This window comes from Rhodothermales bacterium (assembly GCA_041391505.1).
Classification (GTDB): domain Bacteria; phylum Bacteroidota; class Rhodothermia; order Rhodothermales; family JAHQVL01; genus JAWKNW01.
Map to the genome: position 1 here is coordinate 157392 of JAWKNW010000010.1, position 13656 is coordinate 171047.

A 13656-nucleotide genomic window follows, 5' to 3' on the forward strand; every position below is an offset into this window, starting at 1 on the left:
TCGTCAATCCCGACAAGCCTGCACGATGCATCGAAACTTCAGATCCCTTCTTCGTTTTGCCTCCCTCTTCGCGCTTACGGTCTGCAGTGCACTGCCTGCATCCCGGGCGTATGCCCAGGCGGCCAATTGCACCGATGCGCTGCAGCGGGCGCAGGAAGAATACGCGCTCGGTCGGTTCGACGAAACGATCGTGCACGTCGACCAATGCCTGGCCCTGCCGGACGTGCCGGAATCCACGCGCCGGCTCGCCTACCGGCTCAAAGGCCTCAGCTACATTGGAAAAGGGCTGGAGTCCGACGCCCGTGAGGCCGTACAGCGTCTCCTGGAAGTAAGTCCGAATTTCGAAGTCGACCCCGCTCTTGACCCGCCGGCGTTCGTCCAGCTCCTCGAAGACGTCCGTGCCGAGCTGTCGGAGCAGCCCGCCGCCGGCCCGCCGTCCGCGGGCACCACACAACCCCGGCTCCGCTCGAATACCCGCTATGCCGGACGCAATAAGCGTGAATCCTGGTACACGAACTGGGGGCTTGGACTGCCGTTCATCTCCTATCCCGGCGAACTCGGCGACGTGCTCGACGGGCTCAAGGACCTGGGAGTGGACAATACGCGCATCTCGCTCGACCTCCTCGGCTTCTACCTGCCGGCGGGCGATCAGACGATCGTCGGGGTTTCGATCAACGCCTGGGGAGACCGCTACGACGATGGAACCGCCACCCTGCAGATCAACGCCTACACCGTCGGCGCCAGCGCGATGTACTTCATCCAGAAAGGTATCGGTGAAGGCCCCTTTGTCCGCGCCGAACTCGGACCCGCCCGGCTCGTCCTCGATTCCTCCGAAGACATCAACAGTTCCTCCGATTGGGGACTCGGCGTACTCGTCGGCGCCGGCTACGGCATTCCCGTCTCCGCCGGCACCCGGATTCTGATCCACGTTACCTACGCCAGCCGACGCGTCGAGGACGAGTCCTACGGCACGTTCGGGCTCGGTGTAAGCGGTCTCTTCTGACGCCGAGACGCCACGGCATTCCGTTTTTTCGAAATCCCTACATGCTCCATATGACGCGCTTTATCCGCCATACGATGACCCCACGCGCCACGCTGCTGGCCCTGCTCTGCCTGATGTGCTGGACCACGGCCGAGGCGCAAAACGCACGCTGCAGCGACCTCCTCGTCGAGGCCAACCAGACCTACTCGCGTGGTGCATTTGATGAGACCATCGCCCTGCTCGACCGCTGCATGGCCCTGCCGGACGTCACCGAAGCGGAGCGGCGGACGGCCTACCGCCTCAAGGGGCTCTGCTACATCGGCAAAGGCCTGGAGGTCGATGCCCGCGAATCCGTGCGTCGATTGCTGACGCTCGTACCCGATTATGAGCCGGACCCGGCGATGGATCCTCCGAACTTCGTTACGCTCATCCAGGAGGTTCGCCAGGAACTCGACACCACGTTGACCCCCGAGACCCAGGCCGCCGCGCCGGCGGAGCAGCCGGCGCAGACCCGGCCGCCAGTCACGCAACCCGTCGTCACCTCGCGACGGAGCCGGGGAGGCGCGGGCAAATATGTCCTGGCCGGGCTCGGCGTGGGGGCCGTTGGCGGCCTCGCCTATCTGTTGCTCAAAGGCGACGGATCAAGCTCCGGAGGCGAACCCATCTCGAGTCCGCCCGCCCTTCCCCAGTGATTGCCGTTTCCCGCCTCCGGCCCCGTTATTCGAGCAGTGCATATGTTATCCAATCCTAGATTTCACCTCGCCGTCCTCCTCGTCCTTTCGATCCTCTGCGTCCCGTCGGCGCAAGCTCAGAAACGCGCCGGAGACCGCGCCATCCCGACGATATACGCCACCCCGCACGCGCCCGTCGCCCCCATGCCGGCGGGCGCCTCACCCAAAACGAGCATGGCGCGCGACACGCTGCGCAACTTCACGCGGAGCAACACGGTGTTCAGGGTCCCATCGAGCGCGCTCGTCGACGGTTCGACAGGCTGGATCCACGGCACCAACTCGTTCGAGGACCAGAGCAAGGCGACCCGACTCACCCTCCCCGCCGGCGCCAGGAACGGATCGGTGGAGCAGGTCTTCGTCACCTTCATTCACAAAGCGAACGAGGTCACCACGGAACAGTACGCCATCGAGATTTTCGATGTAGATGGCACCACGGGCGGCCCGGGGACCCTGCTCGGCGGGCAGATCTTCAGCTTCGCGTTCGTCGATGCGGACGAGGATCTGAACACCCCCGCGTTTACGACGATCCACGTCTTCGACACCCCTATCGATGTCCCGGATGAGTTTTTTGTCGTCGTCGATTTCGGTGCGTACACGCCGGCCGATTACGAGCGCGCCGCCATCGCGTCGACCGATTTCCTGGGGCGTTTCGTCTCGGAGGACTGGGAACAGCTCAGCGGCGGCGGTTGGATCAATATGTCCACCTCCTGGTTTTCCGAGGCCAATAACGGCTGGCTGATGTGGCTCGAAGCCATCGTGCAATACGACGCCGCCGTCAGCGCACCGCCGGTGATCACGCATACCCCGATCACGACGGCGCCAGCCGGCGAGGACCTGACGATCAGCGCATCGATCACGGGCAGCGCACCCATTTCGGTCGCCCTGCTGGCGTATGCCCCCGGCGGCACCACGACCACGCCGCCGATCCTGAACATGACCAATGTCGGTGGAAATCAGTGGCAGGTCGTCGTCCCGTCGGCCAATGTTGATCTGCGCGGTCTACGCTACGCCATCGGCGCGGCCGACCAGACGGGGGCGACCTCTAACACGCCTGATTTCAACGTCGCCGTGACCGACGCTGAAGGCCTCTCGCAGCCGCTTGCCGTGAACGGCACCGGCGAATCGGCCTATCGGCTCGTGTCGATCCCGGTGACCGTGAGCAACGCCTCGCCAGGCACCCTCTTGGAGGACGACCTCGGTGCCTATGACCCGGCGTCCTGGCGCCTTTTCGGGCTCCGCGCCGATCAAACGTACGCGGAATTTCCGTCTTCCGGCTCGATGACGCCCGGCGCCGCCTTCTGGCTCGCCAGCAGCGAAGCCGGTCGCTCGATCACGACCGGGCCGGCCACATCGGTGTCCATCGCCGGCGAATACGCCATCCCCCTCAACCCGGGATGGACCTTCGTGGGCACGCCGTTCAACTTTCCGGTGGGCCGGCAACAGGTGCGCCTCGCCTCTGGCGGCACGCTCGATATTCGGGCGTTCAACGGGAGCTGGGGGGCGCACACCGGTGCGCTTCAACCCTTCAGCGGCTACGCCGTGGCGGCCGTCGATTCCGATCAATTGCTCGTGGCACCGTTCGGAGCCGACATCCTCGCGCGGACGAGCGCAACGCCCCGTGAAGCGGAAGCGGCCGTGGATGAGACCGGACGGATCGACTGGCAGATCCGCATCCTCGCCCAGGCGGAAGGCGCGTCGGACACCGACAATGCCGCCGTACTTGCTTCCACGTCGAGCCCGCAGTGGGACGCTCTCGACCGACCGGAAGCGCCTGTCATCGGGGACTATGTCTCCGTCTATTTCGGGCATGCCGACTGGTCTGTCCCGTTCCGCCGCTTCACGACCGATGCGCGCCCCTATGAAGGCAGCCGCGCCGTGTGGACGTTCGAGTTGAGCGCCTCCGTCGATTCGCCGATCACGCTTACCTTCGACGGGGTGGCTGATGTGCCGGCCGACCAGGAGGTGTGGCTGATCGACCATCTGGAAAAAACGACCCTCAACCTGCGCGAAACGCCGAACTACGTGGTCACGGGGTCCGTGGAGGCCTATGCAGACCGGTTCAGCCTGCTCGTCGGCGAGGCCGCGGCGCTTTCGCCGGCACTCGACGCCGCCGCCGAATTGCCGCAGGATCTCGTGCTGGAAAGTTACCCCAACCCGTTCCGTTCGTCGACCACGATCCGTTTTGCGCTACCCGCCGACGATGTCGTGACGCTCAAGGTCTTCGACCTCCTGGGCAAGGAAGTGGCCACCCTCCTGTCGGAACAGTCGACGGCGCGCGGGTACCACACCGTGACGTGGGACGGGTTGAACCAGGCCCGCCAGGAAGTCCGGTCCGGCATGTATCTCTACGTCCTGGAAAGCGGTACGGGCCGCGCCACCGGACGCGTCATCGCGCTCCGCTAGCAGACGCACCTTCTTTTACCGCCGGCCGAACACCACGCTGAACCGCCCCCACGCCGTGACGGCCTGGCCGTTGAAGGTCGCCGGCGTGAACCGGGCGCCCTGCAGCGCGCGGACGACTTCCTCATCGCACCCGGCCCCGATCCCGTTGAGGACGCGCGCCGTCACAAAACGGCCGTTGGCATCCACCAGGTACTGGACGGTCACGCGCCCCGTGATGCCGGCGCTCGACGCCGCGAATGGATATTTGATGTTGCGCCGCACGTCCGCCTCGCCGATCACCGCGATCGGGGTGTCCGGGGCGACGAAGTAGCCTTCGCCGTCCGTCACCTTGCCGATGCGCACCTTGAGCGAATCGGCAATCTCCTGCTGCCGGACATCGTCCTTCAGCTTCGCTTCGATGCGGGCCAGCTGGTCCGCCACATAGGTATCCATGGGCTTGATGCGCTGGGCCGACTGATACAGGTGCAGCGCGGCGGCGTGGAATCCGAGACGGATGAGGCTGTCGCCCTGGGCCCGGTAGTAGTTGAACTGCTCGTTCCGGATCTCGGCGGCCAGCTGTTCCGGGGTCAGCTGCGGCGGAACCGGGATGGAGTCGGCTTGCGCCGGCGCCGGCGTCGCTTCGGGCTCAGGCGGCGTGGCGGCGGCGGACGTCAGCTCCTCGCGGCGCACGGGAGGAGGCGCCTCGACCGGCTCGGGGCGAGACCCGGTTTGCTCGGGCGCGGGATCGGAGGCCGGCTCGGGCTCACGCCGGGTAGGGCTCGACTCGTTGCGGGTCGCCTCGTTGCGGGTCGACTCGTTGCGGGTCGCCTCGTTGCGGGCAGGCTCGGTGCGGGCCGGCTCGTCTTCGCGGTCGACGGCGGCGATAGGCGGTTCGGGGAGGTCGATGACCTCGTCCGGCACCGCCTCGGCCGACGCCTCGACCAGCGTGTCCACCGCCGGCAGCGCGGGCGCCACGATCGGCGCGATAGCCGCCGGCGCCGGCTCGACGGCCGCCTGCGCCTGGGCGGACGGGCCCGGAACCGGCTCCTGAGACAGGAAACGCTGCGAGATGCCCGGGGCGAAAAACACACCGCCGATGACGCCGATCATCGCCAGGAACACCACAGCCAGGATGCTCCCCACGAACACCTGCTGCCACTTCACCATTTTCACGACGAGCTGTTCGAGCTCTTTTTCACGACCCGGGGCCGCGTCGGACGCCCGCGCACTCACGCGCTCGTGGCCGTTCGAGGCGACATAGGTGGGCGTGGTGGGGACGATTTCTGAAGATTCACGTTGCATGGGCCTTTCCCCCTCTTGTTTTGCGGATCGGACGGGGCTGGTGGTTTCCATGTGCTCGACGGGGGCGGCGGGGGCGGCCGGCGTGGTGGCCACGATTTCGACATCGCTGTGCCAGATGGCGTCGCTGCTTGCTTCCTCGAGATCGACACCGACATGCAGCACCGGGCGCGACGCGTTGGCGCGCAGCCGGCGCGACGTCGTCTCGACGACCTCGCCAAGCAACGCGTTGAACGCGGCGGCCGACGAGGGCCGATCCGCCGGGTGATAGGCCAGCCCCATCTCCAGGACGCTCCTCAACTCGTTGGATATGCCGGAAGCCCGGTGCAGCGCCGTCTGGATGCGGCCGGCTTCCGAGGCCATCGCCAGGGCGGGCGGCACGCGGCCGGAAAGCATGTAGAGCAGCGTGGCGGAGCATCCGTAGACGTCCCACCAGGGTCCGTCCGGCGCGTCGTTGCCCGAAAGCTCCGGCGCGGAGAAGCCGGCGTGGATCGCTTCGGCGAGCGTCTCGCAGCGGCGCGCCAGCTTGAAGCGCGCGGCCTGGAACCCGAGCAGCACCGGCTGGCCGCTCATGGTCATGTAGATGGATTTCGGCGTGATGCCCGCATGGAACAGCCGGCGCGCGTGGCACACATCGAGCGCACCGAGCACGCTGCGGATCACGCCCAGCGCGTCTTCCTCGGCGATCCGCCCCTGATGCTGGCGGATGTAGGCCGACAGCGAGGCGCCGGAGACGTAGTCGCTCACGCGGTAAACCGTCCCATTCTGCTTGAACTGGTCGGTGCACGATACGACGCGCGGGTGGTTGACCTCCATCAGCAGGGCTCCTTCCGCCAGGTAGGCGCCGAGGCCGTACTCGAAGAGCCTGGGGTTGCTCACCTCCAGGTTGGCGCCGTCGCGGGAGCGCTTGGCGAGGTGCAGCGGGTAATACTCGCGTACGACCGCCTCACGCTCCGTTTTCAGATCCCAGGCCAGGTAATTGACATCGTAGGGACCTACGTCGCCTACGACGCTCTGGATGGTATACCGACCGTTCAGGATACTTCCGTTGGAAAGGATCATGGTTTCCGTAGAAGACTCGATGTGGATGTGTTTGCGAGGGGAAGCACCCGGCCACGCAGCCCCACGGGAGCCATGCGGCGCGTATCGAATCGGGCGGAAGGCATGCCTGAGTACCCACGAGATGTGCAAGCCGGCGCAACGCGTCGAGCGACGCAGCGCCTGCTGGTGGGAACTAAACGAAAAGCCCTGCCTCCGCTACAGCCCGACGGCTCCGGGAGCACAAATGAACAGCTACCTACAAATAACGGCACGCCTCCCCCACGCCGGCGTGGTTATTTAGGCATTCACTTACGTAACCTTAGGCGTATCCACGGGATGCTTTTGGCGCAGGCGCCGGCGCACGATATGTCGGTCGATTTCCTCGGGAATCGTATCTTGGCCCTCAGCCCTCACCTGCCGGCTCTCCCACCAAAGCGCTCCCATGTTCGATACGTCACGCCTCACCATCTCGGGCGGTCTCGCGATCCCCATCCCCGCCATGGCCCGCGTACGGCAAACGTTCGAGGCCCGCGAGCTGCCCGATGTGGCCGCCGCCGTACGGTCCGAAGTGCTGTCGCCGGCCATCCGCAGCCGCATCACCCCCGGCGCTTCCATCGCCGTCGGCGTAGGCAGCCGGGGCATATCCAACCTGGAAGCGGCCGTCGGCGCGCTGGTGGCGGCCATCAAGGAGGCCGGCGCGAACCCCTTCATTTTCCCCGCCATGGGCAGCCACGGCGGCGCCACCGCCGCCGGCCAGACGCAGGTGCTCGCCGACTACGGCATCACCGAAGCCCGCGTCGGCGCGCCGATTCGGGCGACGATGGATACCGTCGAGATCGTCCGCATGGCTGACGGCACCCCGCTCCACATGGATCGCCACGCCCACGAAGCCGACGGCGTCGTGCTCATCAACCGGGTCAAGCCGCACACCACCGTGCGCGGCCCCATCCAGAGCGGGGTCATCAAGATGATGGTGATCGGGATGGGGAAGATCGCGGGAGCCACCATCATGCACACGGACCACGGGATGGACCGGTTCGCGGAGGTGTTGCCCCGTGCCGCCGCGGCGCTGATGGAGCGGATCCCGTTCCTCTTCGGCGTCGCGCTCGTCGAGGACGCCTATGAACACACGGCGCACGTCGAGGCCATCCTGCCCGAGCGCTTGCTGGACCGGGAAGTCGAACTCCAGGCCCTCGCCAACGACCAGATGCCGCGTCTCCTCTTCGAGGAGATCGACGTGCTGGTGATCGACCGGATAGGCAAGGAAATCAGCGGCTCCGGGTTCGATCCCAACGTCGCCGGCCGCAACAGCCGCGGCGTCACCGGCTTCGACCGGCCCCGGGTGCAAAAAGTGGTTTTGCTCGACCTCACCGACCAGACGCACGGCAATGCCACCGGCGTCGGGCAGGCCGATGTCATCACCCGCCGGCTGCTCAACCGGATCGACTTCAGCACGACCTACGCGAACGTGATCACGAGCGCCTACCTCGACGGCGGCGCCATCCCCATCGTGATGGACACCGCCGACGACGCGGTGCGCCTCGCCGTGAAAACCCTCCTCCGCGTCAAACCGGAGCGCGCCCGCATCGTCCGCATCCAGGACACGCTCCACATCTCGGAGATCCACGTCTCCGAACCGATGCTGGACGAGGTGCGCCGCAACCCGAACCTGGACCTGATCTCCCCGCCGGCACCAATGGACTGGGGGTGATCGGTATGGTAGATCGTACATCGAATATTGTGACCGATCATACGCACCATAGCCTCAGGTCTTCCGATGGAGGGCACAGGGATGCAGGATGCAGGATCACGATAAACACACGGTTTTTCGGTAAACATCCTGCATCGTGTATCCCGTATCCATAGATCGCCTCGCTACCGTGCATAACGTCACATCGGAAATCGGAAATCGCTAATCTGTAATCCCTAATCCCATGACCGCCGCGCCCTACTGGCCTTTTGTCGTGCTGATCCTCGGGATCGCCTTTGTCGTGTACCTGATCGCGGTCGCCCGCATCCATGCGTTTCTGGCGCTGATGCTCGCGGCGGTGTGCGTGGGGCTGCTGAGCCATACGCTGCCGGGCGACGCTTCGCTGGCGCACATCGTGCGGGCGGTGGAGATCCCGATGCGGGAATTCGGGGTGGTCGCCGGCCAGATCACCTTTGTCATCGCGCTCGCGGCCATCATCGGCACGGCGATGCTCGAAAGCGGGGCGGCGGACCGGATCGTCAACTCCCTGGTCGGCGCGATGGGCGAGTCGCGGGCCGCCATCGCGCTGTTCGCGAGCGGCTTCATCATCAGCATCCCCGTGTTTTTCGACACGGTCTTTTTCCTCCTCCTCCCCCTCGTGCTCGCGCTGCGGATGCGGACGGGCAAGGACTACATCCTGCTCGTGATGGCCGTCGCCGGCGGCGCCGCCGTCACCCACCACCTGGTGCCGCCTACGCCGGGCCCGCTCATCATGTCGGAGACGCTGGGCGTCGACCTCGGGGTGACGATCATGGCCGGCCTGGCCGCCGGCATCCTGCCCGGCATCGCCGCCTATGCCATGGGCGCCCGCATCAACCGCAAACTCGGCGTCACCTTCCAGCCGTCCGGACTCGTCGCGCTGGAACCCCGGCCGCGGGAGGACGGGTGGACGCCCGGACTCCTCCTGTCGCTGGCGCCGGTGGTGCTGCCGGTCCTCCTCATCAGCTCGGCGACCGTGGCGACGGCGATGGGGACGGACGTGCCGGCGATCGCCTTTGCCGGCAACAAGAACGTGGCGATGTTTGTCGGCACGGTGATTTCGCTCTGGCTCTGGGCCCGGCGGAAGGGCTGGGGGATTCGCGAGGTAGGAGGAGCGATGGGCGAGCCGTTGCAGGTGGCCGGCGTGATCATCCTGATCACCTGCGCCGGCGGCGCGTTCGGGGCGATGATCAAACTCTCCGGCATCGGCGACGCCATCCAGTGGGCCACGGCCGACCTGCCGGTCAGCTACATCCTCCTCGCGTGGCTCATCGCGGCGGTGATGAAAATCGCCCAGGGGTCGGGGACGGTGTCGATGATCACAACCTCCAGCATCATGTTCGCGCTGATCGGGAACGGCGCCGACCTGCCCTACCATCCCATCTACATCCTGCTCGCCATCGGCTTCGGCGCCATGGTGGTGACGTGGATGAACGACAGCGGCTTCTGGGTCGTGGCCCGCATGAGCGGCCTCACCGAACGCGAAACCCTGCAGACCTGGACAGTCACCCTGGCCACCATCGGGGTGGTCGGGCTGCTGGAGGTGCTCATCATGGCCGCGGTCTGGCCCATGAAGGTTTGAGGTTTGAGGTTCAAGGTTCGAAGTTCGAGGTTCAACGTGTTTTTCCCTTGAACCTTGAACCTCGAACCTTAAGCCTTGACTCTCATCAGGAACGCGATCAGATCGAGCACTTCCGCATCCGTGAGGGTATCCAGCAGTCCTTCCGGCATCAGCGAGGCGGTGGAGGTTTCGATCGACTGGATGGCCGAGCGGTCGACGACCACGGCATCCTGGCCGACCACGCGGAGGGTGACCGCGCGCTCGGTTTCGCCGGTAAGGTTGCCCATGTAGGTCCGCCCGTCGTGCGTCGTGACGATCACCATCCGGTAGTCGTCCTGGATGACCTCGCTCGGGTTGATGATGTTATCGAGCAGGTAGTCGATATTCGTGCGATTGGAGCCCGTCAGGTCTGGCCCGACGGCGCCCCCCGCGCCGTTGATCGCGTGGCACGCGCCGCAGGTGCGCTGGAAGACGGCCTCGCCGCGATCCGGATGCGCGCCGGCCAGCGCCTGGTCGGTCAGCAGCGCGCGGTACTTCCGGTAGGCCGCCTCGTTGCGCAGCGCGAGGTCGTCGATCGGACCCCAGACTTCTACAAACCCGTTGCCCACCACGCGGCGCAGCTGCCGGGCGATATACGCCGGCACCTCGGCCCTGGGCACCGTGCCCAACTTCAACGCCTCGGTGAGGACGCGGCCGTGCACGGGGCGCGAGGCGAACGCCCGGAGCGCTTCGGCTTTTTCCGCCGCGTCGAACCCGGGGTAGCGCTGGAGCAGCATCTGGCTGAGCGCGCCGTCGTCGTAGGCCCCGACGGCGCGGATCGCCTGGATGCGCAGGGCGGGGTCGTCCATGAGCCGGCCGATTTCCGGCGCCAGTTCGGGCCGTTGCCGGCCGGCGAGGCCCGCGATGGCGTTCTGCCGCTGGTCCGCCGGCGCGGAGGGGTCGGATAACGAAGCGAGCATGGCCTGCACCGCCTCGGCGTCGCCGAAGAGCTGGGCCACTTCGAGCGCGAGCGGCGCGGCGTCCGCCTGTTTCTGCAGTCGGGGATACAGCTCGGCCCATCCGGCCGGCGTGTCGACGTCGGCGCGGCCTTCAAGCGCGTCGCGGAGCCCTTTCAGCATCGCCGGACGCGCCGAGGCGTTGGCCTCCAGGCCGTCGAACAGCGGCTCGAACAGGTTGCCGTCCGCCGCGCGGCGGGCGATGTATTCGGCGATCAGGGGGATCTTCGCGAGGCCGGCGAGCTCCATCGCGCGCGCGGGATCGCTCGGCACCAGCGGCTCGATCCCGAACCACAACATGAGCGGGATGTTGGCGTCGCCGGCATCCTGTGCCTGCTGCACGAGGCCGCGGGCCATATCCCAGCGCGACGCCAGATCGATACGCTGCAGGGCCGCCGCGAGGTATTTGCGCACCACCGGCGACCGGTCAAGCCGGCCCATCCGCATGAACTGGTTCAGCGCCTCGCTGTCCGGCGTTCCATCTTCGGTAAGCAGCTGAATCGCCCAGGCGCGGACGTATTCGTCGCGATCCTCCAGGGCTTCCTTGAGCAGGTCGGGCGTGGCGAGGCCGGTCACGTGGAGCGTCCACAACGCGCGCAGGCGATGATCCGCGTTGGACTCGTCGTCGTAGATCGAGGCCAGGGCCGACTGCGCCGCCTCGCCGAGCGGGCGTTGCGAGGCGCGGTACTCGAGGATGACGCGGGCGCGGCGGGCGTGCCAGTCGCTCGGGCTGCGCTGGAGCCGCACGAGGTCGAGGTCCGATTTCTCGCCCAGGTCGTCATACCGCCCTTCCCACGGCTCCGCGAGGGATGCTTCGGGGGCGATGCGGAAGATGCGGCCGGTGTCCTTGTCGAGGACGTCCTTGCCGCAGATGTCGGCATCGTGCCAGTCGAGCACGTACACGTCGCCTCCCGGACCGATCTCCATGCTGAAGCCGATCCACTGCGCGTTGTTCGCGAGCAGGAAGTCCTCGCCGTGGCTGGCCACGAAACCGGAGCCTTTCGGGGTGAGGATGTCGGTCAGGACGGCGTGTTCGTGGATGTTGGCCATGAAGAGCCGGCCGCGCTGCTCCTCAGGGAAGGCGTCCGACTGATAGATCCGCGCGCCGCCGTGGGCCGAGCGGTGGCGGTGGTCGACGATGGTCTGGATGTCGCTGTAGACATAGGGATTGAAGTGCCGGCCGCCCTGGCGCTGGTAGATCCCGCCCGGGATCACGTGAAACATGTGCGGGATGACGCACGCGCTGATGAAAAGCTGCCCCTTCGCGTCGTAGTCGATCCCCCAGGGGTTGCTGAATCCGTGCGCGACGACCTCGAACCGGTCCTTCACCGGATGGTAGCGCCACACCCCGCCGTCGATGTCGACGCCGTCGCGTTCCAGCAGATCGTCCGGAAACGGCTCGCCGTGTCGGTAGAGCCGGTCGTTCCCGTCGGGCTTGCGGATCTTCGACGGCGTGGCGAACCCTTCGAGCCCGTAGAGCCAGCCATCTGGCCCCCAGTGCAGGCTGTTGATCGTCTCGTGCCGGTCGCGGATGCCCCATCCCGTCAGGAGGATCTCGATGTCGTCTTCATCGGCCCGGTCGTCGCGGTCGCGGTCCGGCACAAAGAGCAGGTTGGGTGGCGCGCCCAGGAAGAGGCCGTCGAAGCCGACAGCGATGGCGGACGGGAACGGGATGCCTTCCAGAAACACCTTCCGGCTGTCGGCCACGCCATCGTGATCGGTATCTTCGATGATGAGGATGCGGCTGTCGCCCGAGTTGGAGAAGCCGGAGCCGCGGGATTCGTAGTCGCGGTTTTCGGCGACCCACATCCGGCCGCGATCGTCCCACGCGAAGGCCATCGGCTGGGTGATCATCGGCTCGGCGGCCCAGGGGTTGACGGTATAGCCTTCCGGTATCGTCATCTCCTCGACGGCCCGCTGCGGCGTCAGGAACTCCGCGTCGAGCCCTTCCTGCTGGGCGATGCCCCAGAGGGAGGCGGTTGAATACATCCCCTCGTCGCCGCTATAGGTTTGCCAGGCCTGGGTGAGCGCGATGTCGCTCATCTCGCCGGTGTACACGAGCAGTTCATGCCGGATGGTCTCGGTGTGGCCGGCGGGGATCGTCCAGTCGCCCATCCGCGCCCGCACGGGCCCGACGCCGAGCTGGTCGTCGACGCGCCACGGCTGGGGGAAGCCGGCGTTGTCGGGATGATCGAAGACGGCGATATGCGCCATGTCGTCGCGGCCGTCGACCTTCATCCCCAGATCCACCCACATGGCGCGCTGCCCCTCGGCGCGCGCGTTCTGCTGCCGTGCCGCGTTGACCACGCGCCCCTCGATGCCCTCCTTCCACGGCATGCGGATGAAAAGACCGCCGTAGTCGTATTCGCCGATCGTGACGTCGGTGCGCCCGGTGCCCTGCCATTCGAGGTCGAGCACATAGCGGCCGTCGACTTCCTGCATCGCCCAGGTCTGCGTCTCGGTGAGCACGACGCCGCCGTCCTCGCCCAGGAGATCGTACACCGTGCGCCACTGCACGTGCGGCCCTTCGGGGATCAGCACCTCGGCGGACACGCGGCGCCAGTAATCGCCCTCCGGATGATGGAAATAATCCCGTCCGTTTACGCGGGTGAAGCCCCAGTAGAGGCCGGTCTGGTGCCGGTGATGCTCCGGGCTGAATTCGGTGAGGACGCCGTTGCCGTCGGGCGCTGCCATCGGGTGGAGATAGGGGCGGAAGTCGGGGCGGGCGTTCTGGGTGAGGATGGGCGTGCCGCCGCCGGCCCGGAAGACGCTGATGGTGCCGGCGGCTTCGTCCTGGCGCAGCACGAGCGTCGTGGCGACGGAAGCCGGCGCGGCCGGCTCTCCGCCCGGCGGCGTGCAGCCGGCGGCCGGCAGGAAGAGGAGTAGCAGGCAGATTGCGCGGAATGCAAGCGTGGGTGCGGACATGTTGCAGCGGG

General features: G+C 66.7%; 7 protein-coding genes. 5 read left to right on the forward strand and 2 right to left on the reverse strand.

Translation table 11 applies throughout. The annotated features are described in order from the left end of the window. Positions 1-25 precede the first annotated feature (25 nt). From R2834_11855 to R2834_11865, 3 genes are all read left to right on the forward strand, one after another. Positions 26-1003, forward strand: a complete 978-nt coding sequence (locus R2834_11855; protein ID MEZ4701019.1) for a hypothetical protein — start codon at positions 26-28, stop codon at positions 1001-1003. A gap of 74 nt (positions 1004-1077) precedes the next feature. Further along, the gene (locus R2834_11860) at positions 1078-1674 is read left to right on the forward strand and encodes a hypothetical protein (protein ID MEZ4701020.1); all 597 of its coding nucleotides are present in this window, start codon (positions 1078-1080) and stop codon (positions 1672-1674) included. Between the two features lie 42 nt (positions 1675-1716). Further along, the gene (locus R2834_11865; GenBank protein MEZ4701021.1) at positions 1717-4116 is read left to right on the forward strand and encodes a T9SS type A sorting domain-containing protein; all 2400 of its coding nucleotides are present in this window, start codon (positions 1717-1719) and stop codon (positions 4114-4116) included. Positions 4117-4131: 15 nt separating this feature from the next. Here R2834_11865 and R2834_11870 read toward each other — a convergent pair whose 3' ends face one another. Further along, complete coding sequence (locus tag R2834_11870) at positions 4132-6456, reverse strand: TonB family protein (GenBank protein ID MEZ4701022.1); 2325 nt, start codon at positions 6454-6456, stop codon at positions 4132-4134. A gap of 421 nt (positions 6457-6877) precedes the next feature. Here R2834_11870 and R2834_11875 point away from each other — a divergent pair, with 421 nt between their 5' ends. After that, positions 6878-8146 (forward strand): DUF362 domain-containing protein, encoded by a 1269-nt coding sequence (locus R2834_11875; GenBank protein MEZ4701023.1) that lies wholly within the window; start codon positions 6878-6880, stop codon positions 8144-8146. Positions 8147-8369: 223 nt separating this feature from the next. Continuing rightward, positions 8370-9746: an SLC13 family permease gene (locus R2834_11880; protein MEZ4701024.1), complete on the forward strand. Its 1377-nt coding sequence runs from the start codon at positions 8370-8372 to the stop codon at positions 9744-9746. 68 nt (positions 9747-9814) lie between these two features. Here R2834_11880 and R2834_11885 read toward each other — a convergent pair whose 3' ends face one another. Then, positions 9815-13645 (reverse strand): DUF6807 family protein, encoded by a 3831-nt coding sequence (locus R2834_11885; protein ID MEZ4701025.1) that lies wholly within the window; start codon positions 13643-13645, stop codon positions 9815-9817. Positions 13646-13656: the final 11 nt, after the last annotated feature.